Annotated in this window: 23 protein-coding genes and 1 other RNA gene; 11 read left to right on the plus strand and 13 right to left on the minus strand. The window is 67.6% G+C overall.

The annotated features are described in order from the left end of the window. Positions 1 to 45: 45 nt before the first annotated feature. The 10 genes from GGR25_RS19460 to GGR25_RS19505 form a co-directional block, all read right to left on the minus strand. Positions 46 to 1,635, minus strand: coding sequence for a DegQ family serine endoprotease (locus GGR25_RS19460; protein WP_183400533.1), 1,590 nt, complete (start codon positions 1,633 to 1,635; stop codon positions 46 to 48). A 102-nt stretch (positions 1,636 to 1,737) separates the two neighbouring features. Then, positions 1,738 to 1,935: a DUF2065 domain-containing protein gene (locus tag GGR25_RS19465; RefSeq protein WP_183400534.1), complete on the minus strand. Its 198-nt coding sequence runs from the start codon at positions 1,933 to 1,935 to the stop codon at positions 1,738 to 1,740. Then, the gene (gene hflC, locus GGR25_RS19470) at positions 1,932 to 2,879 is read right to left on the minus strand and encodes a protease modulator HflC (protein WP_183400535.1); all 948 of its coding nucleotides are present in this window, start codon (positions 2,877 to 2,879) and stop codon (positions 1,932 to 1,934) included. The genes GGR25_RS19465 and hflC overlap by 4 nt, the downstream gene beginning before the upstream one ends. Then, complete coding sequence (gene hflK / locus GGR25_RS19475; RefSeq protein ID WP_183400536.1) at positions 2,876 to 4,009, minus strand: FtsH protease activity modulator HflK; 1,134 nt, start codon at positions 4,007 to 4,009, stop codon at positions 2,876 to 2,878. Before hflK ends, hflC begins: the two co-directional genes overlap by 4 nt. 143 nt (positions 4,010 to 4,152) lie before the next feature. Then, a complete protein-coding gene (locus GGR25_RS19480; RefSeq protein WP_246410059.1) occupies positions 4,153 to 4,698 on the minus strand; it encodes a dihydrofolate reductase in 546 nt (181 codons plus the stop codon). After that, positions 4,685 to 5,197, minus strand: coding sequence for a TIGR00645 family protein (locus GGR25_RS19485; protein ID WP_183400537.1), 513 nt, complete (start codon positions 5,195 to 5,197; stop codon positions 4,685 to 4,687). The genes GGR25_RS19480 and GGR25_RS19485 overlap by 14 nt, the downstream gene beginning before the upstream one ends. Before the next feature lie 56 nt (positions 5,198 to 5,253). Continuing rightward, on the minus strand, positions 5,254 to 5,757 hold the full coding sequence (locus tag GGR25_RS19490) for a GNAT family N-acetyltransferase (RefSeq protein ID WP_183400538.1): 504 nt from the start codon (positions 5,755 to 5,757) through the stop codon (positions 5,254 to 5,256). After that, positions 5,754 to 6,755 carry a DUF4424 domain-containing protein gene (locus GGR25_RS19495; protein WP_183400539.1) on the minus strand — a complete coding sequence of 334 codons (1,002 nt, stop codon included), beginning with the start codon at positions 6,753 to 6,755 and terminating at the stop codon, positions 5,754 to 5,756. Before GGR25_RS19495 ends, GGR25_RS19490 begins: the two co-directional genes overlap by 4 nt. Before the next feature lie 277 nt (positions 6,756 to 7,032). Further along, on the minus strand, positions 7,033 to 7,827 hold the full coding sequence (locus GGR25_RS19500; protein WP_183400540.1) for a thymidylate synthase: 795 nt from the start codon (positions 7,825 to 7,827) through the stop codon (positions 7,033 to 7,035). A 114-nt stretch (positions 7,828 to 7,941) separates the two neighbouring features. Next, positions 7,942 to 9,156, minus strand: a complete 1,215-nt coding sequence (locus GGR25_RS19505) for a multidrug effflux MFS transporter (RefSeq protein WP_183400541.1) — start codon at positions 9,154 to 9,156, stop codon at positions 7,942 to 7,944. Positions 9,157 to 9,359: 203 nt separating this feature from the next. On the opposite strand from GGR25_RS19505, the gene GGR25_RS19510 reads away from it, so the two are divergent. The 9 genes from GGR25_RS19510 (at position 9,360) to GGR25_RS19550 (ending at position 15,456) form a co-directional block, all read left to right on the plus strand. Continuing rightward, complete coding sequence (locus tag GGR25_RS19510) at positions 9,360 to 10,058, plus strand: TetR/AcrR family transcriptional regulator (protein ID WP_380146413.1); 699 nt, start codon at positions 9,360 to 9,362, stop codon at positions 10,056 to 10,058. 27 nt (positions 10,059 to 10,085) lie between these two features. Next, positions 10,086 to 10,452: a transfer-messenger RNA gene (ssrA, locus tag GGR25_RS19515) on the plus strand. Between the two features lie 62 nt (positions 10,453 to 10,514). After that, positions 10,515 to 11,057, plus strand: a complete 543-nt coding sequence (locus tag GGR25_RS19520) for an SspB family protein (RefSeq protein WP_183400542.1) — start codon at positions 10,515 to 10,517, stop codon at positions 11,055 to 11,057. 142 nt (positions 11,058 to 11,199) lie between these two features. After that, positions 11,200 to 12,843: a Na/Pi symporter gene (locus tag GGR25_RS19525; RefSeq protein WP_183400543.1), complete on the plus strand. Its 1,644-nt coding sequence runs from the start codon at positions 11,200 to 11,202 to the stop codon at positions 12,841 to 12,843. A 139-nt stretch (positions 12,844 to 12,982) separates the two neighbouring features. Continuing rightward, positions 12,983 to 14,371 (plus strand): class II fumarate hydratase, encoded by a 1,389-nt coding sequence (gene fumC, locus GGR25_RS19530; protein ID WP_183400544.1) that lies wholly within the window; start codon positions 12,983 to 12,985, stop codon positions 14,369 to 14,371. Between the two features lie 61 nt (positions 14,372 to 14,432). Beyond that, positions 14,433 to 14,696 (plus strand): type II toxin-antitoxin system CcdA family antitoxin, encoded by a 264-nt coding sequence (locus GGR25_RS19535; protein ID WP_183400545.1) that lies wholly within the window; start codon positions 14,433 to 14,435, stop codon positions 14,694 to 14,696. Continuing rightward, the gene (locus GGR25_RS19540; RefSeq protein ID WP_183400546.1) at positions 14,696 to 14,995 is read left to right on the plus strand and encodes a CcdB family protein; all 300 of its coding nucleotides are present in this window, start codon (positions 14,696 to 14,698) and stop codon (positions 14,993 to 14,995) included. The genes GGR25_RS19535 and GGR25_RS19540 overlap by 1 nt, the downstream gene beginning before the upstream one ends. Positions 14,996 to 15,013: 18 nt before the next feature. Beyond that, complete coding sequence (locus GGR25_RS19545) at positions 15,014 to 15,220, plus strand: DUF4169 family protein (protein ID WP_183400547.1); 207 nt, start codon at positions 15,014 to 15,016, stop codon at positions 15,218 to 15,220. A 5-nt stretch (positions 15,221 to 15,225) separates the two neighbouring features. Further along, positions 15,226 to 15,456, plus strand: coding sequence for a ribbon-helix-helix domain-containing protein (locus tag GGR25_RS19550; RefSeq protein ID WP_183400548.1), 231 nt, complete (start codon positions 15,226 to 15,228; stop codon positions 15,454 to 15,456). Here the strand turns inward: GGR25_RS19550 and GGR25_RS19555 are convergent. The 3 genes from GGR25_RS19555 to GGR25_RS19565 form a co-directional block, all read right to left on the minus strand. Next, positions 15,443 to 19,252, minus strand: a complete 3,810-nt coding sequence (locus GGR25_RS19555; protein ID WP_343068136.1) for an AsmA family protein — start codon at positions 19,250 to 19,252, stop codon at positions 15,443 to 15,445. The genes GGR25_RS19550 and GGR25_RS19555 overlap by 14 nt on opposite strands. Before the next feature lie 45 nt (positions 19,253 to 19,297). Then, positions 19,298 to 20,713 carry an FAD-binding oxidoreductase gene (locus tag GGR25_RS19560; RefSeq protein ID WP_183400550.1) on the minus strand — a complete coding sequence of 472 codons (1,416 nt, stop codon included), beginning with the start codon at positions 20,711 to 20,713 and terminating at the stop codon, positions 19,298 to 19,300. 184 nt (positions 20,714 to 20,897) lie between these two features. Further along, complete coding sequence (locus GGR25_RS19565; protein WP_183400551.1) at positions 20,898 to 21,872, minus strand: zinc-binding dehydrogenase; 975 nt, start codon at positions 21,870 to 21,872, stop codon at positions 20,898 to 20,900. Positions 21,873 to 22,008: 136 nt separating this feature from the next. On the opposite strand from GGR25_RS19565, the gene GGR25_RS19570 reads away from it, so the two are divergent. Continuing rightward, positions 22,009 to 24,369, plus strand: a complete 2,361-nt coding sequence (locus GGR25_RS19570) for an ATP-dependent helicase (protein WP_183400552.1) — start codon at positions 22,009 to 22,011, stop codon at positions 24,367 to 24,369. 351 nt (positions 24,370 to 24,720) lie between these two features. Next, positions 24,721 to 25,587, plus strand: coding sequence for a 50S ribosomal protein L11 methyltransferase (locus tag GGR25_RS19575; RefSeq protein WP_183400553.1), 867 nt, complete (start codon positions 24,721 to 24,723; stop codon positions 25,585 to 25,587). Positions 25,588 to 25,745 lie beyond the last annotated feature (158 nt).

The following is a 25,745-nucleotide window of genomic DNA, read 5'->3' on the forward strand; positions in this document are numbered from 1 at the left end:
ACAATCGCCGCCGCTCACCCCCGCATGCGGGGGTAGGCGCCCGGCCTATTGGTCGAGCGCCAGCGACACGAAGCGCAGCTCGCCGGCCGGGTTGGCGATCAGGAGCTGGGCCAGCTTGCGGCCGTCCTTCTTGAGCTGCGCGATGCGGGCGAGCACGTCCTCGGGCTTGGCGACCGCCTCCTGCGCGACTTCGACGATGACCTCGCCGGCGCGGATGCCCTTCTCCTCGGCGCTGCTGCCGGCGGCGACATCCGTCACCACGACGCCCTCCAGCTCCGCCTTGATCGCGTAGCGATCGCGCAGCTCGGATGTGAGCTCGGAAAGCGTCAGCCCGAGCGCCTCGGTAGGCTCGACCGCCTGATCGGGCGCGCCCGGCATGGCCGGCGCCTTGCCGCTCTCGTCGCCCGGCGTCACGCTGTCCTTGTCGCCACCTTCGCTGTCGGCCGGCGCCGCCTGCTCGGTCTCGGTCAGGCGACCGACCTTGATCTTGAGCGACAGCTCGGCGCCCTTGCGGATGACGACGACATCGACGGTCTGGTCGATCGGCGAATCCGCGACGAGACGCGGCAGATCGCGCATCTCGGTCACGGGCTTGCCGTCGAAGGAGATGATCACGTCGCCGGGCTCGATCTTGGCGTCGGCGGCCGGGCCCTTGTCAGTGACGCCGGCGACCAGCGCGCCGCGCGGCGAGCCCATGGAGAGCGAATCCGCGATCTCGTCGGTGACCTGCTGGATCCGCACGCCGATCCAGCCGCGCCGCGTCTCGCCATATTGCCGGAGCTGGTCGACGACGTGGATCGCGGCATCGGAGGGAATCGCGAAGCCGATGCCGATCGAACCGCCGGAGGGGGAGATGATCGCCGTGTTGATGCCGATGACCTCGCCGTTCATGTTGAACAGCGGGCCGCCGGAATTGCCGCGATTGATGGCGGCATCGGTCTGGATGAAATTGTCGTAGGGGCCGGAATTGATGTCGCGGTTGCGCGCCGAGACGATGCCGATCGTCACCGTGCCGCCGAGCCCGAACGGATTGCCGATCGCCATCACCCAGTCGCCGACGCGCATCTTGTCGGAATCGCCGAAGCGCAGCGCCTTGAGCGGCTTGTTGGCCTTCGGCTTGACCTGCAGCACGGCGATATCGGTCTTCTCGTCCTTGCCGATCAGCGTGGCCGTCAGCTTGGTGCCATCGGAGAAATTGGCGACGATCTCGTCCGCATCCTCGATGACGTGATTATTGGTGATGATGATACCGGAGGCATCGACGACAAAGCCGGAGCCGAGCGACTGGACACGGCGCGTCGGCGCATCCTGCTCGCCATCCTTGCCCTTCGGCTTCTTGAAGAACTCGTTGAAGAATTCCTGGAACGGCAGCCCGTCGGGCGATTGCGGCACAGGGCCGCCGCGCGTTCCCTCGACCGTCTGCGAGGTCGAGATGTTGACGACCGAATCGAGGAGCCCGGCGGCCAGATCCGCGACGGATTCGGGGCCCTGTGCATGGGCCGCCACGGGCGCGAGGACCAGGGGCGATACGGCGGCGAGGCCGACCGCCACGACCGCGCGACGGAGCGCCGCCGCGAAGGGCGACCGCGCGCGGGGCCAGCCGGGGCAAAGGGCGCGATCCGCCAACGCTCGCATCGATCTCTCCTTAACGCCGGCCATGCCGGCCAACAGCCCCGCCCCGACAAACTAGGTCGGGGCGCGACTCGATTCAATCGATGTCGGGATGCGCCTCCGCCCTCACTGGCCGAAGGCGCTTCTCACGGCCCAGACGAGGCCGACGCCGAAGGCGAGCGCGGCGAGGCCGCAGATGCGCAGGATATGATCCGGCGCATCGAGGCCCCGACGCATCATCGCCTTGGCGGCCGCGGGGGCGCCCGCATAGAACGCCCCCTCGATCACCAGGACGAGACCGAACGCCGCAAGGAAGTCGGTCATGGGGCCGCGGGTGCCGGCGCGGCAGGTGCCGCTGCCGGCGCCGTCGGCGCCTCCGCGACGGGCCGGTTCACGCCGGCGCCGTTCGGATCCTTGAAGAAGCGGAAGAAGGGCGAATCCGGCGAGATGACGATCCGCGTCGTCTCCCCCTTCAGCGCATCCGCATAGGCCTGCATCGAGCGGAAGAAGGCGAAGAAATCCGGATCCTGGCCATAGGCCTGGGCGAAGATCTTGTTGACCTCGGCATCGCCGTCGCCGCGCAGCTCTTCCGCCTGCTGGTTCGCTTCGGCGACGATGACCGTCGCCTGGCGATCAGCCTGCGCGCGGATCGTGCGCGCCTCCTGCTCGCCGCGCGAACGGATGTCGGTCGCCTCGCGCTGCCGCTCGGTCTGCATGCGCTGGAACACCGCCTGGCTGTTCGCAGCCGGCAGATCGGCCCGGCGGATGCGCACGTCGACGACGTCAATGCCCAGGCGCTGGCCCTCGGCATTGACCTGCCGCGTGATGCTGTCCATCAGCCCCGCACGGCCGTCACGGACGATGTTGGAGAAGTCCATCTGTCCGACCGCGCCGCGGATGGCCGAGTTGAGGATCACGGCGAGGCGCTGCTCGGCCGCGTCGATCGAGCCCGCCGCCTGGTAGAACAGCAGCGGATCGGTGATGCGATAGCGGCCGAAGGCGTCGACGACGAGGCGCTTGCGGTCACGCGCGATGACCTCGATCGGCTGCGAGTCGATATCGAGCAGGCGATTGTCGATCAGCACGACATTGTCGACCAGCGGGACCTTGAAATAGAGCCCCGGCTCCTCGACGACGCGCACCGGACGGCCGAAGCGCAGCACGAGACCCTGCTGCGTCTGATCGACGACGAAGAGGCTCGTATAGCCGAGGATGGCGAGCACGATCAGGATGACGACGCCGAGGCCGCCGAAAATACCGCCCTTCATGGCTTGGCTCCCGCATTGCCGGCCGCAGCAGGCTGGGCGCCCGAAAGCGCGGGAAGCGGCAGGTAGGGAACGACGCCCGTGCCCGCCTTCTCGTCGACGATCACCTTGTCGGTGTTGGCGAGAATATTGGCCATTGTCTCCAGATACATGCGTTGACGCGTCAGGTCGGGCGCGGCCTTGTAGGATTCATAGACCTTGACGAAGCGATCGCCCTGACCGCGGGCGATGGCGATCGACTGGTCGCGATAGGCGTTGGCCGCCTCGACGATCTGCGAGGCCTGGCCGCGGGCGTTGGGCAGCACGCGGTTGGAATAGGTCTGCGCCTCGTTGCGCAGCCGGTCCTGGTCCTGCTCGGCGGCCTGCACGTCGCGGAACGCGTCGACGACTTCCGGCGGCGGGCTGGCGTTCAGCAGCTGCACCTGCGTGATCTGCACGCCGGCGCCATACTGGTTGAGCCGCTGCTGGATCAGGTCCTGCACCTGGGTCTGGATGCCGAGGCGCTCCTCGGTGAGCACGCGCTCGACATCGGAACGTCCGATGACCTCGCGCATGGCGCTCTCCGCGGTCGCCTTGACCGTGCCTTCGACGTTCTGGACGTTGAACTGGTAATCGCGGGCGTTGTTGATCACCCACTGCACCGAGAAGTCGATGTCGACGATGTTCTCGTCGCCGGTAAGCATGAGGCTCTCGGCGGAGGCATCGCGGCCGCCCGAGGCGCCGGGAATGGAGCCGACCGTGGTCTGGCGCACTTCCGTGACGGACGGCGTATAGACCGTCTCGATCGGATAGGGCAGCCGGAAGGAGAGGCCGGGGCCGACCTGCCGGTCGAATTCCCCGAAGCGCAGCACGAGGCCGACCTGGTTCGCTTCGACGCGGAACGTGAAGAAATTATAGCCGATCAGCGCCACGGCTGCGACGACGATGATGAGCGCCACGACGGGATTGACGCCCCCGCGCGAACCGCCACCGCCACCCGGCAGGACGCGCTTCAGCTTGTCCTGGCTGCGGCGCAGCAGCTCCTCGAGATCCGGCGGATTGGGGCCACTGTTGCGCGGGCCTTGACCCCAGGGGCCATTATTATTGCCCCCGTTGTTCCACCCGCCCCCGCCCGTCTGGTTGCTCCAGGGCATCTCTTCTCCTTCAATCCCAATCCTCGGTCAGGGCGGCAGCGCCTTTCGGCGCGCCAACCTTCGGCCGTACACGGTACGGGCGCACGCATGCGCGCAGCGTCGTCAGAAGTGGGGTGAAGCAGCGCCCGTGTCAACGCGCGCGGTCAGTCCGCGATGCGCTCATAGACGACGAAACGGCTCGGCGCGCTGTCATTGGCTCCCGCGGGCACATCCTCGGACGAAACCACCCGCCAGAGCGCCGGATCGATCGGCGGGAAATGCGCGTCGCCTTCCGGCGAGAGGGCGACATGGGTGATGTAGAGCCGGGCGGCGCGCGGCAGCAGCGCGCGATAGATTTCGCCGCCGCCGATCACCATGGCCTCGACCACGTCCGACGCGGCCGCCGCCGCGATCGCCGCCGTCTCGGCGGAGCCGAGCGTCGGCACGAACACCACGTCGCCGACCGGCGCCCTGCCCCGCCGCGTGACGACGATGTTGATGCGGCCCGGCAGCGCGCGGCCGATCGAATCGAAGGTCTTCCGCCCCATGATCACCGGCTTGCCCATCGTGATCGACTTGAAGCGACGCAGATCCGTCGAGAGCTTCCACGGCATGACGCCGTCCCGCCCGATCACGCCGTTCTCCGCGACCGCCGCGATCAGCGACAGGCGCAGCGGCTCGCGGCCGGGTGCGGTGTCAGGGCTTGCCATGCGCGTCGCCTTTCGAGGTGATGCGGTCGAGCACGCCGAGCAGCAGCGCCGAGACCACGAAGGTGAGATGCAGGATGACCGACCACATGATCTTGGTGTTGTCGTAGCTGTTGGCGTTCAGAAAGACCTGCAGCAGGTGGATCGAGGAGATCGCGACGATCGACGAGGCCACCTTGATCTTCAGGCTGCCGGCATCGAGCTTGCCGAGCCAGGAGAGCTGCACGCCGGCATTGTCGAGCCGGCTGACATAGTTCTCGTAGCTCGAGATCATCACCATCAGGATGAGGCTCGCGACGAGCGCGGCGTCGATGAGACTCAGCATGGCGAGGATCATCTCGCTCTCGTCGAGAACGAAGACGTCCTTCACCACCTTGATGAACTTGAAGACGAAGGAGAGGGCATAGACGGCCAGCGCCGCGGCGAGGCCGAAATTGAACACCACCAGAATCCAGCGGCTGGCCAGCAGCACGCTCTCGATCCAGTTTTCGATTGTCTTCACGGCAAGGCTCCGGAAATGGGGTCCGTCGTCGGAGGCAGGATATGGCGGCTTTCGCTTCAGTCCGCCAGTACCTCGCCCCCGGCGAAGGCGAAAAGCGCGTCGCCGTCGAGACGGCAGCGATGCCATTCGGGATAGCGCCGCGCGCCCTGCCCCTCATAAAAGGCGATCGACGGCGCGTTCCAGTCGAGCACCTGCCATTCGAAGCGGGGCAGGCCCTCGGCGATGCAGCGCTGCGCCAGATGCCGCAGCAGCGCCTTGCCGATGCCAGCGCCGCGAAATTCCGGCCTCACGAACAAGTCCTCGAGATAGATCCCGTGCGCGCCACGGAAGGTCGAGAAGGAATAGAACCAGAGCGCGAAGCCGGCGGCCGTTCCGCCGATTTCGGCAATGTCGCAGAAGACGCGCGGCGTGGCACCGAACAGCGCCGCGTCGATCGCCGCCTCGTCCGCCTCGACCTCATGCGCGAGCTTCTCATAGTCCGCGAGCGCCTTGACGAAATCGAGCACGAGGCCCGCCTCGCCCGGCTGTGCCGGCCGGATCACGAGATCGCGGTCGCTCACTGCGCCGCCTCGGGCCGGGCAAGGATCAGGATGTGCATGTCGTCCATGGGATAGAAATCGCTCGCGCTCATTTCGAATGTCGTCGGTCCGGTCTTCTTCACGCCCTCGCCGCAGAACGAGACGAGATTCTCGGGCTTGCCCTTGTCGATCGTGACGTGGAACTTCTCGATCGACCCGGCCCAGTTCTCCGCAGTCTTGAGGATATAGTCGAGGCGGTGTTCCAACAGATAATCGCTGTTGGCGCCAGATCCTGTCGCCTTGTCGGTCGCCGCCAGGAACGCCTTGTCGATGCAGTATTTGCGCTGGTAGTCCTGAAAATAGGGCTCCTCGCGGCTGTCCTGCGAGGCGAACGACACGCCGGCCGTCATGCCGACGCTCGGCGTGTAGCGGTGCTCGACGATGATCGTCTTCTTCGCCGGGAAGGTCTGCTGCCAATAGTAGGCCGTCGAGAGCTGCCACATCGGCGCGAGGTGCTTTTCCCAGCCTTTGCCGGCATCGAACTCGTCGGGCGCGGCGAGACCGCGATTGATCAGTTCGTCCCATTTGTCCGCCGGCAGCTTGTCGAGCGCGGCGCGCGTCGCATCGAGCTGGGGGGCGAGCGGGATGCCAAGCGCGGTCAGCAGCGCCGTCTGGTCGACGCCGAGCGCCGAAACGCGCTGCTGCACCTCCGCCTTCACCGGCACGCCGTCGACCGTCGTCGAGAAGCCGAGGAAGTTCACGGGATCCTCGACCGGCACCGCCTCCATGAAGTCGACGCTGCCGGTGATATCGGGCATCGGGAAGGCGACAAGCGACGTCACGTCCTTGTCCGAGACATTCTCGAATTCGTATCGCACGCGCACTTCGTTCATCGAGAGGAACAGGTCCTCCGACTTCATGCGCACGGCATCGGTGGTGATGTAGACGAGCCCACCGGCGCCGAGCTCGGCCGTGGAATCATTGGCAAAGGCCGGCCCGGCGAGAAGGCCTGCGAGAAGAACGAGCGGAACGGCGCGCATGGCGAACCTCGATCGAGGATGGATCCACCCGATCTATAGCGCAGACGGCAACGGCGCTGTGAAGGGCGGCACGTCAGGCTTTTTCCGTCGCGCGTCGGCGATAGCCCCACCCTCTGGCGTCACCCCGGCGAAAGCCGGGGTCCATTCAGCCTGAGGCGAAGACGAACTGTTATCGGCGATCCAGGCCGCGGCTGCATGGATGCCGGCTTCCGCCGGCATGACGCCGTCACGCGGGCAGTCCGTCTCACAGGCGGGCCGCCGGGAGGTCGACCCGTCCCTACACCGCCACCGGCGCCCGGATGGCCGCATGCGGTTCGTAGCCGATCAGCTCGAAATCCTCGTAGCGGAAATCCTCGATCCGCGTGACGAAGGGGTTGAGCTTCATGATCGGCAGGGCGCGGGGCTCGCGGGCGAGTTGCAGGCGGGTCTGCTCGAGATGGTTCGAATAGAGATGCGCGTCGCCGAGCGTGTGCACGAAATCGCCCGCCTCGAGCCCGGTCACCTGCGCCACCATCATCGTCAGCAGCGCATAGGAAGCGATGTTGAACGGCACGCCGAGGAAGATGTCGGCCGAGCGCTGGTAGAGCTGGCAGGACAGCCGTCCGTCCGCGACATAGAACTGGAACATCATGTGGCAGGGCGGAAGCGCCATCGCCTCGACCTCGGCCGGGTTCCAGGCCGAGACGATCAGGCGGCGCGAATCCGGCCGCTTGCGGATCATCTCGATCACCTGACCGAGCTGATCGATCGAGCGCCCGTCGCCCGCGGGCCAGGAGCGCCACTGCGCGCCATAGACCGGCCCCAGATCGCCGTTCTCGTCGGCCCACTCATCCCAGATCGTGACGCCGTGGTCGTGCAGATATTTGATGTTGGTGTCGCCGCGGATGAACCACAGCAACTCGTGGATGATCGATTTCAGATGCACCTTCTTCGTCGTCACGAGGGGAAAGCCCTCGGCGAGATCGAAGCGCATCTGGTGGCCGAAGATCGAGCGCGTGCCGGTACCGGTGCGGTCGGTCTTGACCGCGCCCTTGTCGAGCACGAGGCGCATCAGGTCGAGATATTGGCGCATGGCGATCGGGCCCGCTGGCGGATTCGGTACCGCATCATAATACGCGACGCGGCGGCGCGCGCCCTCGATGTCATGCCGTCCCCAGATCCGGGGACGGCATCTTGGGTGTGGCCCCTACTCGGCGGCCGCCGTCTTGCTGGCGCCGCGGGGCGCACGACCGCCGAGCGTCAGCTGCGTCAGGATCAGCGCGACGAGCGCGGAGCCCGCGATTCCCGTCACCATCGGCAGCGCGGTGCCGTCGAGGAACAGGCCGACCACGGCCATGACCAGGGCGCCGGCGGCGAATTGCAGCGTGCCCATCAAGGCCGACGCGGTACCGGCGATCGGACCATGCGCATCGAGGGCGAGCACGGCCGAGCTCGGGATGACGAGGCCGAGGAAGCCGAAGCCGATGAACAGCAGCACCATCAGCACCGGCAGGCTGTTGAAGCCGAGCAGGAACAGCGCGAACAACAGCGCCATGGTCAGCGTATAACCGAGCACCGCGTAGCGCATCATCGGCACCATGCCGATGCGCGAGCCGATCGGACCGGCGAATTGCGAGACGCCGATGAAGGAGACCGCGTTCACCGAGAAGGCGAAGCTGTACTGCGTCGGCGTCAGGCCATAGTGCTCGATCATCACGAAGGAGGAATTGGCGAGGAAGGCGAAGAAGCTCGCAATGCCGAACGCGCCGATGAAGACGAGGCCGAGGAAATGCCGGTCGCGCAGCAGGAAGCCATAGCCGCGGATCGCGCCGCCAATGCTGCTTTCGCGCCGCTCCGCGACCGGCCGCGTCTCGGGGAGCGCCAGGGCAAGCAGGATCACGCCGAGAACCGCGGCGACCAGAACGACCCAGAACACGGCGCGCCAGCCGGCGATCGCGATCACCGCGCTGCCGGAAAGCGGCGCGAGGATCGGCGAGACCGAGAAGACGAGCATCAGCAGCGACATCAGCCGCGCCGCCTCGGGGCCGGTGTGCAGGTCGCGCACGACGGCCCGCGGTACCACCATGCCGGCGCAGGCGCCGAGCCCCTGCACGAAGCGGAAGGCGATCAGAATCTCGATCGAGGGCGAGAGCGCGCAGCCGATGGAGCCGACCATGAACAGGCCGAGCCCGAAATAGAGCGGTGCCTTGCGCCCGACCATGTCGGAGACGGGGCCATAGACGAGCTGGCCGAAGCCGAGCGACAGGAAGAAGGCCATCAGGCTCATCTGGACCTGGCTGGTATCGGCCTTCAGATCCGCGCCGATCGAGGGCAGAGCCGGCAGATACATGTCGATGGCGAAGGGGCCGATCGCGCTCAGCAGGCCGAGCACGACGGCAAAGCGCACGACGGAACGGTTCATGCGAAGATCCTCAGAAGCAAAAACCGCCGCGCGCGGATGCGGGCGACGGAGGGGTGGGTCCGGGCCGGTGCAGCAACACGCTGCGACGCACGACCCGCGTTTGATTGTCTTGTCCAGATTTTTGGACACACTTGTCCAAAAGGTCAAGCCCCTCTATCTTGCGAAGCGAAGGATCGGAGCCCCATGCAGATTCTGCGCAACACATGAAGATGCCCCGCAATGCGCGAGCCGCGCCGGGCTCCTCCTATGGCCAGTGCGCCAAGCGCGATTCCATCACGGAGGCCGCGGAGGAGATGTTTGCGCGCGAGGGATTCGCGGCGACCAGCATCGACATGATCGCCAACCGGGCCGGCGTTTCGCGACAGACCATATACAACCACTATGGCGACAAGGCGAACCTGTTCGTCGCCGTGGTGCGCGACCTGACGGAGCGCTCGAACGCCGGCCTGTTCGAGACGATCGCGGGTTTTCCCGAGGCGCCGGCCGATCTCGAAGCCGCCCTCGCCGATTTCGCCTATTCCCTGATGCGCAACTGCATGTGCAATCGCGACGGCAAGGCGCTCCGCCGCCTGATCGAGGCCGAGGGCGAACGCTATCCCGAACTCTTCGCCGACTGGCGCACCCAGGGGCCGGGCAAGGCCTGGGACCTGATCGGCGCCCGCTTCGCGGCGCTCGACCATGCCGGATGGCTGCGAATCGACGACCCCGCCCTCGCCGCGCGGCAGTTCATCGCGCTCGCCAATGCCGACATCCAGATGGTGACGCTGCTCGGCGGCCTCCCCACCGAGGCGGAGATGCGCAGGGCCGCCGAGAACGCGGTCCGCACCTTTCTGGCCGCATTCGGCCGCCGGAGCGCGGCGCACGAGCAGCCGCTCGCACGCAGCGCGCCCGTCGCGGCTTGAGACCGAATGGGGACGGCGACAGCGCGCTCCCTTTTCACGCCCCTCGCGATCCCCTATATCTCCTGTGCCGGCGCAAGCCGGCTATGGCGATAAACGGCCATCGTAATAAACCCATCGGACCCGGGGGCGGTACCCGGCGCCTCCACCCGAGCCCATCGGCCGACAATTGCGGCGGATGGGCTCCGGCGGGGGCGAAATAGGATCGACGAGGGCGTAAAGGGTGGGCTTTTGCTCGGCATGGTACCGCCGATATCGGACCAAACCTATAGTTGCGAATGACAACTATGCTCCGGTGGCTGTCGCCGCGTAAGCGGTGCCGGTACCGAAATTCAAGTCCTTGCGGGTAGCACTGTAAGGCGGGGTCCGGAGGCACCTGGCAACAGAAGCCTCCACTTCTGCGCCCGGCCCATCCCGGCGACCTGATCGGGACAGCGGCCCGCCAAGACGGATAGACGAATGCCCGAGGACCTGATCCGCTACGATATTCTGGCCCAGGACGCGCTGCGCGGCGTGGTCCGAAAGGTCATCGCCGAAGTGGCGAAGACCGGCCTTCCCGGCGATCACCATTTCTACATCACCTTCGAGACCCGGGCCCCCGGCGTGCGCATTTCGAGCCGCATGCTGGCAAAGTATCCGGAGGAGATGACGATCGTTCTCCAGCACCAGTATTGGGACCTTTCGGTCAGCGAGCACGCCTTCGAGGTCGGGCTCTCCTTCGGCGGCGTGCCGGAGCGGCTGCTGGTTCCCTTCGCGGCGATCAAGAGTTTCCTCGACCCCTCGGTCCAGTTCGGCCTCCAGTTCGAGACGGCGCAGCAGGCGAATGCCGAGGCCGACGAGGCCGACCGCGAGATCGAGGAACTCGAGGATTCCCCGCTCGTGCTCGACGCCGAGCGCGAGAGCGTCGCCGAGACCCCTGCCCCCGAAGAGCCGGCGGTCTCCGAGGAGCGCCCCGGCGAGGCGCAGATCGTTCGCCTCGACGCCTTCCGCAAGAAGAACTGAGCCGGCCGGAACGGCTTGTCACACGCCTGTCACGAGCGGCGCGATCCATAGCGGAATCGCCTGAGCGGATTCGTACGCGGATCGGTCCGGCGTGCGGCGCCCTGCGCCGCCCCGTCAACCGCCTCCGGTTCAGGCTCCGCTCGTGCTCAGTCTCGCTGAAAGCCTGGCCGGCCTCGGCCTCCTCTTCATCGGCCTCCGCCTGATGTCGTCGCAATTGCAGCAGGCGATGGGCCGGCGGATCCGTCACCTGCTGCGCGCGGCGACGCGGACTACGGTCGCCGGGCTGGCGGCGGGCACGCTCGCCGGCGCGATCACGCAGTCGAGCAATGCGGTCGCGGTCATCACCGGCAATCTCGTCCGCGCCCGCCTGCTCTCGACCCGCGAGGCCATCCCGATCGTCGCCGGCGGCAATGTCGGCACCTCCGTCCTGGTCCTGCTCGCGGCGGTCAATTTCCACCTCGCCGTGCTGTTTCTGGTTGGCCTGGTCGGAATCGGCTTCCAGCTCGGCCTGGACCGGCGGGCCGCCTCGCGCAGCTGGATGAGCATCCTGCTCGGGCTGACGCTGCTCTTCCTCGGCATCGATTTCATCAAGGCCGCGCCGCGCGCGCTGGACGGCGCGGCGATCGCCGCCCTGATCTCATCGCTGCCGCCGATCGGCCTGCTGGCGCTCGGCCTGGTCGCGGCGATGCTGACGCAATCCTCCTCGACCGCGACCATCATCGTCCTCGCGGCGCTGAAGGCCGGCTTCATCGGCCTCGACGGCTGCTTCTTCGCCGTCGTCGGCGCCAATCTCGGCTCGGGCCTCGCAACGCTCATCGCGTCCGGCGGCCTGCGCGGCGTCGGGCGCCAGCTCTGCGTCGTCCATATCATGGTGAAGGGGCTCGGCTCAGGCCTGCTGCTCGCCGCCTTCCTCGCCGCGCCGATGGCCGGGCTCGATCCGGTCGCCCTCTTCGCGCGGCTCGGCGGCGGCGATGCCGCGGCGGCCGTGTCGATGCTGTTCCTGGTCCTGCAACTTGTCGGCGCGGTGCCTGTCTCGCTGTTCCGCACGCAGGTCGCGGCGCTCGCGCATCGCTTCAGCCCGCCGACGCTCGAGGACGACGTGTCGCGGCCGCGCTTCGTCGACCCCGACGCGGCCGCCGATCCATCCGGCGCGCTGGAACTCGCCGCCTCCGAAATCGGCGCGCTGGTCGCCCGCCTGCCGGATCTCCTGCCCGATCTCGACCGGGAGGGCCATGGCGATGGCGGCAGGCTGCTCGTGCTGGCGCGCGGCGGCCGGGCCGTCGCCGAGACGACGGACGCCTTCATCGTCGAGCTCATCGCCGGCGGCCTTTCGAGCCGCGATCTCGACGCCGCGCTGGCCCGGCAATCGCATCTCGAAATGGTGCGCGCCCTCCAGGAGACTTTGGCCGAGTTCTCGGCGCTTATCCTCTCCTTCCGGCCGCGCCCCGCGCTCGCCTTCAACCTGTCGGAATCGCTCCGCCTCATCGTCATGCAGCTCGCCGAGGCCGGCGCCGACGGAGCGGAATACGAGCTGCTGATCGCGCTGACCGGCGATCGCAGCGAATATCTCGACCGCATGCGCCGCTCGCTCGCCGCTTCCGCCTTCGGCACCGAGGTCGATGCGCAGCGCCTGCTGCTCGCCACCAGCCAGTTCGAGCGCGCCGTCTGGCTGGTCCGCCGCCTCGCCATCGCGCTCCGCCCCGTGGGCGGCGATGCGGCGGGCCGCGCGTTGGCGGCAGAGCGGACCGAGGCCGCGCCGCTCGAAACGCTGCGCGAGCCCGCGTGAAGCACGGCCGGAATGCGCGAATTAATTCGGCTTCCTGCGAACTTGGCATGGGCGGAAGCCGCGTGGTAGAGACGCCCTACCGGCTGTGGCCGCAGGGCCAGAGCCAACTCCCGATCCTCATCGAAAGCTGACGAGCGCCATGACGACCCGCATCGAAACCGATACGTTCGGCCCGATCGAAGTTTCCTCGGACCGCTATTGGGGCGCTCAGGCGCAGCGCTCGCTGGGCAATTTCAAGATCGGCATCGAGAAGCAGCCGAAGGCGATCGTCCGCGCGCTCGGCGTGGTCAAGCGCGCCGCCGCCGAAGCCAATATGGAGCTCGGCCGCCTCGACCCTGCCATCGGCCAGACGATCGTCGCCGCCGCGCAGGAAGTCATCGACGGCAAGCTCGACGACCATTTCCCCCTCGCCGTCTGGCAGACCGGCTCGGGCACCCAGTCGAACATGAACGCCAATGAGGTGATCTCGAACCGCGCGATCGAGATGCTCGGCGGCGTGCTCGGCTCCAAGAAGCCGGTGCATCCGAACGACCACGTCAATATGAGCCAGTCGTCGAACGATACCTACCCGACCGCGATGCATGTCGCCGGCGCGGAGGAGATCGTCGGCCTGCTCATCCCCGCGCTGAAGCATCTCCATGCAGCGCTCGACACCAAGGCCAAGGAATGGTCCGGCATCGTCAAGATCGGCCGCACCCACACCCAGGACGCGACGCCGCTGACGCTCGGCCAGGAATTCTCCGGCTATGCCAAGCAGGTCGAAAACGGCATCGCCCGCATCGAGATGACGCTGCCGGCGCTGATGGAACTGGCGCAGGGCGGCACCGCCGTCGGCACGGGCCTCAACGCGCCGATCGGCTTCGCCGAGAAAGTCGCCGCCAAGATCGCCGACATTACCGGCCTGCCCTTCACGAGCGCGCCGAACAAGTTCGAGGCGCTCGCCGCCCATGACGCGATGGTGTTCAGCCATGGCGCGATCAACACGGTCGCCGCCTCGCTGTTCAAGATCGCCAACGATATCCGCCTGCTCGGCTCGGGCCCGCGCGCCGGCCTCGGCGAACTGTCGCTGCCCGAGAACGAGCCGGGCTCGTCGATCATGCCGGGCAAGGTCAACCCGACCCAGTGCGAGGCGCTGACGCAGGTCTGCGTGCAGGTGTTCGGCAACAATGCCGCGCTCACTTTCGCCGATAGCCAGGGCCATTTCGAGCTCAACGTCTATAATCCGGTGATGGCCTATAATTTCCTGCAGTCGGTGCGCCTCATCGCCGACGCGGCCATCTCCTTCACCGACAATTGCGTGGTCGGCATCGAGCCGCGCCTCGACAATATCCGTCACGGCGTCGAGCGCTCGCTGATGCTCGTCACCGCACTGGCGCCCAAGATCGGCTACGACAACGCCGCCAAGATCGCCAAGACCGCGCACAAGAACGGCACGACGCTGCGCCAGGAAGCCGTCGGCGGCGGCTATGTCACCGACGAGGAGTTCGACGCGATCGTCCGGCCTGAGGACATGATCGGCCCGAAGTGAGGGTTGAAACACCCGATCTGAACATCCATCATGCGCAGGACTCCTACGCATGAGGCTGGCCATGGCGAATGCAGCGGCGCGCGCCGAAAGGCGGAAGTCGGCACCAGGAAAGCGCGCCGTCAACGTTTCCGTGCGCGCTGACCTGGTCGATGAGGCGAAGGCCCTCGGCACCAATATGTCCGCAGTCCTCGAGCGTGCGCTCGAGGCCGAACATCGGCAGCGGCGCGCCGAACGCTGGCGCGAGGCGAACCGCGAAGCCATCGACGAGGCCAATGCGGAACTCGAACGCAACGGCCTGTGGTCCGACGGCCTCAGGCTGTTCTGATGCGGCAGTTCGACGTCCATTGGCTCAGATCCCCGCATGAGGGCCTCGTCGTCATTCTGCAGCACGATCTCGCCGACCAGCTCGATACGCGCGTCGTCGCGCCGCTGACGGATGTACCGCATCGCCTTGTCGTCGACGGGCTGCGCCTCAAGGTCGATTTCGGCAGCGGCGACTATCTGCTCCAGATCGACCGTCTGGCGGCCTTATCGCGATCCGCGATCGGTCCATATGCCGGCCGCCTCGAACACGAGCAGGATCGCATCAAGGCCGGGCTCGATCTGCTGTTCCTCGGTTTCTGAAACGCTTGGGGTTTTGACATGTCCGCCGACCTCATCAACCTGAACCGCGCCCGCAAGGAAAAGGCGAAGCGCGACCGGTTGGCCGAGGCCGAGGCGAACCGCGTGAAATTCGGCCGGACGAAGGCCGAGAAGCTGAAGGAAAAGGCCGAAGCGGAGCGCGCGACGCGAACCCTCGACGCGCATCGTCGTGAGGAACCCCAAGGCTCCGAAGGCTCCGAGGGCTAGGCGCGATGAAGAAGCGCTCGATCACGATCGCCGGCCACCGCACGTCGATCTCGATCGAGGAGCCCTTCTGGGAAGCGCTCAAGGACATCGCCGGCCACGAAGGCAAGAGCCTCGCAGCCCTCGTCGCCGCGATCGATGCCGAGCGTCCGACCGACGTGAACCTCTCATCGGCGATCCGCCTCGCCGTGCTCGGCCATTATCGCGCCGGCGGTCCGGCCACTGTCAGTTCGGATTGACGGGCTGTAGAAGGTCCGGCGAGAAACCGCCCGATGATTTGGCCGCATCGTCCGCGGCGCGCTTTGCTGCGTCGGCGGCCTTCTGGGCTTCCGCTGCGGCGCGGTCGGCTTCCGCCTTGGCGGCGGCGGCTTTGCGGGCGGCTTCGGCGGCTGCGGCGGCCTTGCGCTGGGCCTCGCTCTGCGCGGCGGCCTCCTGGGCCTTGCGATCGGCTTCCGCCTTCGCCGCCGTCTCCGCAGCCTTGCGGTCGGCCTCGGCCTTCGCGGCGGCTTCGGCCTTCGCCTTGTCCTCCGCCGCCTTCCGCGCCGCTTCGGCCTTGGCGGCCTCGGTGCGGCGCGCAGCGTCGTCGCGATAGGAGCGCATCATCCGCTCGAGCTTCTCCTTCTCGCGGATCTCCGCCTCAAGCTTCTGGATGCGCTCGTTCTCGCGCTCCGAGGCGCGGATCTGCAGATAGCCGAGGAAGGGCGAGACATCGACGACGCGCTGCGGCGCATCGAAGGGCCCACGGAAGATGACGCCGACCTGGGGCACCACGCCGCTCACCTTGTCGTCGCCGGCGTCGACCGTCAGCGTCCACTGGCTGTTCAGCGTGCCATCGTTGAAATCGACCGTCGCGCCGCCCGAAATCGTCGCGTCCTTGGTCGCGACATCGAGATTGGGCGCGCGCAGCACGCCCGCACCCACCGTGAACGCGCCTTCGATGCGCTCGAAGGCCAGCGTGCCCGCATCCAGATAGCCGGAGAACAGCTTCTTCAAGTCCGCCTCGCCGAGATCGCGGCCGGAATCGGCCGTGCGGATCACCGAGCCGAAGGCCCCAGCCCCGACGAAGCGCGCCGTGCCGGCGCCGACCTTGAGCGAGCCGCCGCCCGAAAGCGAGGAGACCACGCCGGCCATGGAGCGGCCGGCGCCCTGCACCTGGCCCGACATGTCGAGCTTGCCATCGGCGACCGAGCGGTCGTCGCGTGCCCAGGCGAGCTCGCCGAGCTCGGCGCCGGCCAGCGCGAACTGCGCCGAGACCGTCGCGTCGCCGCCACTGTTCTGGATCGACAGCGAGCCGTTGACCTTGCCGCCGGCGATATCGGCATCGGTGAGCTGCAGTTCCGTGCGGCCCGACGAGACGCCGATGCCGAGCTGCGCATTGGCGAGCGTGAGCCCGTCGGCGACGGCCAGACGATCCGCATTGAGGCGGAGCGCCAGATCGAAATCCGTGATCACCGGCGCGCCGAAGGTCGTCTTCGGCCAGAGCGTCGCCGCGTCGCCCGTATCGGCCGGCAGGCCGAGCGCCAGGCGGACGGGATAGTCGAGATCGGCGACGTCCGTGTCGATCGTGCCGGCGAGGCGCCAGCGGCCGGCCTGCGGCGCGAAGTCGACACTTCCGGCCGCTGTGGCCGCGCCGAACCGTGCATCGCGGAACGTCGCATGCGCGCTCGGACCGGCGACATCGAGCGCGGCCGTGAGCGCCAGCGGACGCGCCGGCTCGCTGCCCGGCACGCCGCCGACCAGCAGCGCGAAGGCGGGGCCGAGATCGTCGCCCGCGACATCGATCCTGCCATGCGCCGTCGGCAGCAGGCTCTCGTCGAGGCCGATCGCGCCGTCGAACTGGTATGAAAGCCCCGCAAACGCGCCCTTGAAATCGAGCGGTACGCCGGCTGCGAGCGAGCCGCCGGTTCCCTGGCGCGGCTCCATGGTCAGGCTGAACGGCCCGCCCGGCGTGCCGGGCGCCGTCGCATAGCCGATCTGGCGCAGGACCTGACCCGAATCGTCGTTTTCGACGCGGACCGACGCCTTGAGGGTGCCGTCGCGCCATGCGGCGAGGCGCCCGACCCAGCCGAGCGCCACGTCGAGTTTGGTGCCGCCGAGACTGCCGTTCAGCGCCAGATTGGCGTTGGTCGCGCCATCGACGCCCTGCCCCGCCACGGTGACCGTCACATTGGCCGGGCCGAGATCGGCCGACGCGGAGGAGAGCCAGCGCGCGAGCGCCGAGCCGGGCATGAGCCTGAGCGCGAGGTCGGCGACGCCGCCGAGCGCCTCGGCCTTGAAGGTCGCGGAGATCTGGCCACTCGGGGTGGTCGAGAGCTTCTCGATCCGCCCATTGTCGACGCGGATCGAAACGCCCGCGACATTGCCGACCGAGAATTTGCGCAGGCTCAGCGCGTCATTGGCATAGCTGCCATCCACCGACACCTGGTCGAAATTCGTGTCGTCGGCGACGAGCGATCCCGCTGCGAGCTTCACCGCGAAGGCATCGGCGATGCCGCCGGGCTCGGAAGGCGAGCGGCCGGCGAAGATCGCGGTCAGCGCGGCGATCTGGTCATAGTCGAAGCGGTCGGCCTTGACGTCGATCGAGAGATCGCGCCGCCCGGCAGCGGTGCGCTGCCAGTCGACCCGGCCGCGAAGATTGGAGCGGCCGAGCTTGGCCGACATGTTGGAGATGCCGAGCGCGGCGGTCGACAGCGACAGCTGGCCGGACATGTCGAAGGGCTGCAAGGGCCGGCGATTGCCATCGCTCTTGCCCCGCCACCACGCGGCGAAGATCGACGGCTGGTCCGAGGCGAGACGCACCCCGCCGGTAAAGCTCGGCAGAGGCGCCGTGCGCACGATGCCGTCGCCGGTGAGGCGTGTGCGGCCCGGCAGATCGGCGCCGAACTCCTCGATCTTCCATCCCTCCGGCGCGGAGACGGCGCCGAAGCGCAGATTCTGCACCACCGAGCCGCCGAGAATGACGCCGGGTATGTCGAAATCGATCCGTCCGGGAATGCTCGGCACCGGCAGATCGGAGATCGCCGCGACCAGCACCGCACCCGCCTGATCGACATTGGCCGGCTGGTTCGGCCCCTTGCCGATCGCGCGGTCGAGATCGAGCTGGCGCGATTTCAGCGCGGCGTCGAAGCGCGCCTCTGCGCCAAGATCGATCTTCGCCGAGCCGGTCAGACCATAGGGGCGATCCTCCGGGCCGGCGGCGAGCGCCAGCTCCGGCAGGCTCAGTTGCGACGGATCGAGCACGAATTTGCCGAGCGCCCGCCAGCCGCGTCCGGCCGCCTTGCCGCTGCCGTCATCGACCATGGCGCGGGCGAGCGAGAAGCCGCCGCTCCAGGCGAGGCCGTCCCCGTCGAGGCCGAGATCGCCTTCCGCGGAGAAGGTCACCGGGACCGTGGCCGGATCGGCCTCGACCTTAACGCGCAGCATGCCGGCGTCGGTCAGGCGGCCAGTGGCGATGCGAAACATCGTCTGCATGCCGCCGACCACGGCGCCGCCCTCGGCCTTCCAGGGGCCGAGCAGCGAGCGGGCGTCGAGCGTCGCATTGACGTTGTCGATGTCGACCTTCCGCCCCGTGCGCCGGTCGAGATAGGCGATCGAGCCGTTCTTGATCTCGACCCGCTGCAGCGAAACGGCATCGGGATCGAGCGCCCGCGAGGCCTCGGAACGGCTGAGCCAGGCGATCGAGCCGTCATTCGCGATGTCCACCGACACGGCCGGGCGGTCCACGGCCATGTCGACGATCTTCAGGCTGCCCATCAAGAGCGGGATCAGCTCGGCATGAACCTGGAAGCGCGCGACCGTCATCATCGGCGCGCCGCCGGTATCGCCGACCCGCACATCCGTGAAGGTGAGCGAGGGCATCGGCAGCAGCGAGGCATCGGCGATGCCGGCGACGCGCACGGGCTGACCGAGGATCTTCTCCGCCTCGCGCTCGAAGGTCGAGCGATAGGCGTTCCAGTCGATGAACCATGGCACGACCAGCGCCGCCACGAGGACGGCGATGATGAATCCGCCGATGATCAGGTACAGCCTGTTCAGAACGCCCTCCCCGCAGCCCTCGGCCGTGTCATGGACCGGGAACCGTCATGGATCGGGAAAGATCTTGCCGGGATTGAGAATTCCGAGCGGATCGAGCGCCTGCTTGATCGCCCGCATGATCGGCAAACCGCTCGGATGCTCGAGCTTCATATATTTGCGCTTGCCCTGCCCGATCCCGTGCTCGCCGGTGCAGGTTCCCTCCATCGCGATGGCGCGCTCGTTGAGGCGGCCGACGAAATGCTCGGCCGCGGCCACCTCCTGCGCATTCTCGATGTCGATCAGCAGCTGGACGTGGAAATTGCCGTCGCCGACATGGCCGACGATCGGCGCGATCAGCCCGCTCTGCTCGATATCGACCGTCGTCTCGGCGACGCATTCGGCGAGGCGCGAGATCGGCACGCAGACATCGGTCGCGACCACGGACGCGCCGGCGCGCAGCCCCTTGGCCGCGAAATAGGCCTCGTGCCGGGCATGCCAGAGCTTGGAGCGATCCTCCGGCCGCGTCGCCCAGACGAATTCGCCGCCGCCGAGCGAGGCCGCAATCTCGCCGAACAGCTCCGACTGCTCCTTCACCGAGGCGCTGGAGCCGTGGAACTCGACGAAGAGATGCGGCGTCTCCTTGAGGCCGAGCTTGGCGAAATCATTGGTGGCGCGGACCATCAGCGTATCGAGCAGCTCGATGCGCGCGACCGGAATGCCGCTCTGGATCGTCAGGATCGTCGCGTTGCAGGCATCCTCGACGGTCGGGAACGAGCAGACGCCGCCGGCGATCGCCTCGGGAATGCCGTGCAGGCGCAGCGTCAGCTCGGTGATCACGCCGAGCGTACCCTCGGAGCCGACGAGAAGGCGCGTCAGGTCGTAGCCGGCGGAGCTCTTCTTGGCCCGGCCGCCTGTCCTGACGATCGATCCGTCGGCCATCACGGCGGTGAGGTTGATGACATTGTCGCGCATCGTGCCATAGCGCACGGCATTGGTGCCGGAGGCGCGCGTCGATGCCATGCCGCCGAGGCTGGCATTGGCGCCGGGATCGATCGGAAAGAACAGGCCCTGGTCGCGGAGGTGATCGTTGATTTGGTGCCGCGTGACCCCGGCCTCGACCGTGCAGTCGAGATCCTCGGCGCGGACGGCGAGGATGCGGTTGAGACCGGAGAGATCGATCGAAATGCCGCCCAACGGCGCATTGACGTGGCCCTCGAGACCGGTTCCGGTGCCGAACGGGATGACGGGAACGCGCGCTTCGGCGCAGAGGCGCACGATGTCGGCCACTTCCTCGGTCGATTGCGCGAAGACGACGGCGTCGGCCGGCTCGTTCGGCAGCCAGTTGGTGGTGTTCGCATGCTGGCGGCGAATCTCCGCGCCTTGCGACATGCGGTCGCCGAACTGGGCCTTCAGCCGGTCCAGAACACCAGGCAGCCCGTCCTCGCCACGCCCGCCTTCCTTGCGCAGCGCCGAAACAACCATCGTCCATGCCTCCACAGGAGTCGTGCGACATCCGCCGCACGCTGTGCACCGTAGCAAAACCCACCTGCCGCGCCAAAGACTTCCTCGTCGCGGGGCGGCTTATCGAACCCGTCATGCAGACGCCGACGACGTGGACAGCCTCACCGAGGGCGCGGGCGCCGCCGGCCTGCCGACCGGCCGCGGCTCAGGGCTTCAGGACGACCTTGCCGCCGCGTCCGGGCCGATCGCTGGCCGCAGCCGCCTCCGCCGCCTTCTCCAGCGGGAAGACGCCGTCGACCGGCAGGCGCAGTTCGCCTGAGGCGGCCATGGTGATGAGCTCGCCGATCATCTCGCCGAGCTTCGGCCCCAATTCGCCGGTGCGAACCGCGGCCCAGAAGCCGCTCACGGTGATGCGGCGGAAGATCAGCAGGCCCGAACTGATTTCGAGCGGCCGGTTCGACATGGCGCCGAAGGAAACCAGCCTTCCGCCCGACGCGAGCAGCTCCGCGAGCTGGTTCGCCGCCTCGCCGCCGACCGAATCGACGCCCCGCAGGATCGGCGCGCCGCCGGTGATCGCCTGAACGCGCTCCTGCCAGCCAACATGCTCGCTGGACACGGCGTCGCCGATCCCGGCGGCGGAAAGCTCGGCGAGGCCGGCGTCGCGGCGCACGACGGAAAGCACGCGGACGCCGCGCTTGGCCGCGAGGCGCGCCACGAGACGGCCGACGGCGCCGTTCGCGGCGTTCTGCGCGATCCAGTCGCCCGCCTTCACCTCGAGATCATGCAGCAGGATCAGCGCGCTGACCGGCATGGCAATGAGCTGGCAGGCCGTCTCGTCGTCGATCGAATCGGGGATCGGGATCGCGCGGGCGGCCGGCGCGAGGAAGAACTCCGACCACACACCGGATACGCCGGTGATCACGACGCGCCGGCCGATGGCCGGGCCGCTCACGCCCTCGCCCAGCGCATCGACGATGCCGAGCGCTTCGGTGCCCCCCGTCGCCGGCAGGGCCGGCTTCACGCCGTAGGTGCCGCGAATCGTCCACAGATCGTGATTGTGGATCGGCGACAGCACGAGCCGGACCCGGATTTCGCCGGGACCGGGCTGCGGAATCGGCCGCTCCGCGGTGCCGAGGACCTCGGACGGCGCGCCGAAACGCTCGAAGACGACGCTGCGCATGACAGGACTCCTTGCTCTTGTCTGGCGCTGATATAGGGCGCCGATCGCCTCATCCGCCAGGATTGCTGGCAACACGGCGCATCACGCTCCATATTCCCGGAATGTTCTCGTCTTCGAATCACGTTCCGGCCGCGGCATGAGCGACCCGTTTGATCCCCCCGCGCCCGGCCCCCGTCCCGGCGGCATCGCCGCGCGCGCCATGGCGGCGCGGGCGCCCGTCGCCGGCCCGGACTATGTCGCCCGGCTGAATCCCGAGCAGCGGCTTGCCGTCGAGACGACGGAGGGGCCCGTTCTGGTGCTCGCCGGCGCCGGCACGGGCAAGACGCGCGTGCTGACGACGCGCATCGCCCATATCCTCGCCAGCCAGAAGGCGTGGCCGAGCCAGATCCTCGCGGTGACCTTCACCAACAAGGCGGCGCGCGAGATGCGCCAGCGCATCGGCGACCTGATCGGATCGTCGGTCGAGGGCATGGCCTGGCTCGGCACGTTCCACGCCATCGGCGTGAAGATCCTGCGCCGCCATGCCGAACTGGTCGGCCTCAAGCCGTCCTTCACCATTCTCGACACCGATGACCAGATCCGCCTGATGAAGCAGGTGATCCAGGCCGAGGGGATCGACGAAAAGCGCTGGCCGGCCAAGCAGTTGGCGGCGCTTATTGATTCGTGGAAGAATCGCGGCCTGACGCCGAAGGATGTGCCGCCGGGCGAAGGCGGCGCGTTCGCGGGCGGCAAGGGCGTCAAGTTCTACACGGCCTATCAGGACCGGCTCAAGGTCCTCAACGCCTGCGATTTCGGCGACCTGCTGCTGGAAAACCTCCGCCTCTTCCGCGAGCATCCGGACGTGCTCAAGGAATATCACGAGCGCTTCCGCTACATGCTGGTGGACGAGTACCAGGACACCAACATCGCGCAATATCTCTGGCTGCGCCTGCTGGCGCAGGGGCGGCGCAACATCTGCTGCGTCGGCGACGACGACCAGTCGATCTATGGCTGGCGCGGCGCCGAGGTCGACAACATCCTGCGCTTCGAGAAGGATTTTCCGGGCGCCGTCGTCATCCGCCTCGAACGCAACTACCGCTCCACCGGCCATATCCTCGGCGCCGCATCACACCTGATCGCGCATAATGAAGGCCGCCTCGGCAAGACGCTGTTCACCGACGCCGACGATCCCGACGCGCCCAAGGTTCAGGTCGCGTCGAGCTGGGATTCGGAGGAGGAAGCGCGCGCGATCGGCGAGGAGATCGAGAGCCTGCAGCGCCAGGGCCACGCGCTGAACGAGATGGCGATCCTGGTGCGCGCCTCGTTCCAGATGCGCTCCTTCGAAGACCGCTTCGTCACGCTCGGCCTCAATTATCGCGTCATCGGAGGCCCGCGCTTCTATGAGCGCGCCGAAATCCGCGATGCGCTGGCCTATTTCCGCGTCGTCGCGCAGCCGGCCGACGATCTCGCCTTCGAGCGGATCGTCAACACGCCGCGCCGCGGCATCGGCGAGACGACCGTGCGTCTTCTCTACGACCACGCCCGCTCGCGGCAGATCCCGATCCTGCAGGCGGCCGACGAGCTGACGCAGACCTCCGAGATCGCCGCCAAGACGCGCACGTCGCTGCGCGAGCTGATCGCCTCCTTTGCGCGCTGGCGTAACAGCCTCGGCGCGATCAAGCACACCGAGCTCGCCGAGACGATCCTGGAAGAGAGCGGCTACACCGAGATGTGGCAGCAGGACCGCTCGGCCGACGCGCCGGGGCGGCTCGAGAACCTGAAGGAGCTCATCCGCTCCATGGAAGGCTTCGAGTCGCTCGAAGCCTTCCTCGAACACATCGCCCTCGTCATGGACCGCGACAGCGCCGAGAACAACGACGCCGTCTCGATCATGACGCTGCATTCGGCGAAGGGTCTCGAATTCGAGACCGTCTTTCTCCCCGGCTGGGAGGAAGGCCTCTTTCCGCACCAGCGCGCGCTCGACGAGAGCGGCCGCGCCGGCCTTGAGGAAGAACGCCGCCTCGCCTATGTCGGTATCACGCGGGCAAAGAAGCGCGCGCTGATCTGGTTCGCCTCCAACCGCCGCATCCACGGCCTCTGGCAATCGACGGTGCCCTCGCGCTTCCTCGACGAATTGCCGGAGAAGCATGTCGACGTCGTCGAACAGACATCGAGCTATGGCGGCTACAATGTCGGCGGCATCGGAAACTACGGCGCGAGCCGCTTCGACCGCGCCGACCCATTTGCCAACACCTATTCGACGCCCGGCTGGCAGCGCGCGCAGAAGAACCGCGCCGAAGGCGCGAAGAGCAAATCCTACGGCGCGTCACGCCTGATCGAGGGCGAACTGATCGCCAAATCCACCGGCAGCGCCTCGGCCTACGCCCTCGGCGAACGCGTCTTCCACCAGAAATTCGGCTATGGCGCGATCACCGAAATCGAAGGCAACAAGCTGACGGTGGATTTCGAGAAGGCGGGCAGCAAGAAGGTGGTGGATAGTTTCGTGACGAAGGGGTGAGGACCGCCATCGGCGAAAGGGCCGTACGGACTTAAGTCCGATCTAGCGGGATGGATGGTCGCCATGGGTCGCGGTCCGGTAGGCCCACCAAGCCAGAACGACACCGCCGATAGCGAATGCGGCTACTGGGATCAGGTTGTAGATCGTCATGGCTGTAGTCCCTCAAGGGTGCGGCGTGCCAGCCGATGGATCAGCGCGCTGAGTGCCATGAATATGATGGCCGATGCTGACGGTCGATGGCAACGGAATCGCCCGTCGGTACAGCGACGGCAGATTGATCTCCGGTGATTGGCCTTTCGCGCGGCCCCTGCTAAGCCATCCGCACTTCCCGAACGAGAAACGCTCGACCCCATGACCCTCATCGCCTCCCTCCCCGTCGCCACCGAATCCATCGCGCAAGCGCTCGTCGAGGCGATCGGTGCCAGTGAGGAGCTGGATTTTCCGACGGCCGCGACGACCGAGCAGGCCGACCAGAGCTGGGTCGTCGATGTCTATTTCGAGGATGAGCCGGACGCGGCCGTGCTGAACGCGCTGGCCGCCGGCGTGCTCGGCTCGAAGGCGCCCGCCTTCACCATCGCGCCGCTGCCAGACGAGGATTGGGTGGCGAAGTCGCTCGAAGGGCTGAAGCCGGTGCGCGCCGGGCGCTTCCTCGTCCATGGCAGCCATGACCGCGACAAGATCCAGCCGGGCGATATCGCCATCGAGATCGAAGCGGGCGAAGCCTTCGGCACCGGCCATCACGGTACGACGGCCGGCTGTCTCGCCGAGATCGACCGCCTTTGCTCGGCGCGCGATTTCAAGAGCATCCTCGACCTCGGCACCGGCACGGGCGTGCTGGCCATCGCCGTCGCCAAGGCGTTCGGCAAGCGCGTGCTCGCCACCGACATCGATCCGATCGCGACCCGCGTCACGGAAGAAAATGCCGCGCTGAACGGTGTGGGCGAACTTATCGCGGCTGCGACGGCGGAGGGCTTCGACGATCCGGTCTTCGCGGCCAACGCACCCTTCGACCTCGTCATCGCCAATATCCTGGCCGGCCCGCTGATCGCGCTCGCGCCCGATGTCGCACGCCATCTGACCACGGACGGCACGGTCGTGCTCTCCGGCCTGCTGGTCGCGCAAGGGCCTGCCGTGACAGCGGCCTATGAGGCGGAAGGACTGCGCCTCACCCGCTCCGGCGAGATGGAAGGCTGGCTGACGCTGACGCTGGAGCGGTAAGCGTTCGGGCGGCTGCATAAGCCGGCCGCCCGCGCATGACGGCGTCATCCCGGCGAAAGCCGGGATCCATACAGCCGCAGCTTAAGTTATCCTGCGCGTCGCCGCAGGCCTCAGGCTGGATGGACCCCGGCTTTCGCGGGGGTGACGGCAGAGCCTGA

The organism is Kaistia hirudinis (assembly GCF_014196455.1).
Lineage (GTDB): Bacteria > Pseudomonadota > Alphaproteobacteria > Rhizobiales > Kaistiaceae > Kaistia > Kaistia hirudinis.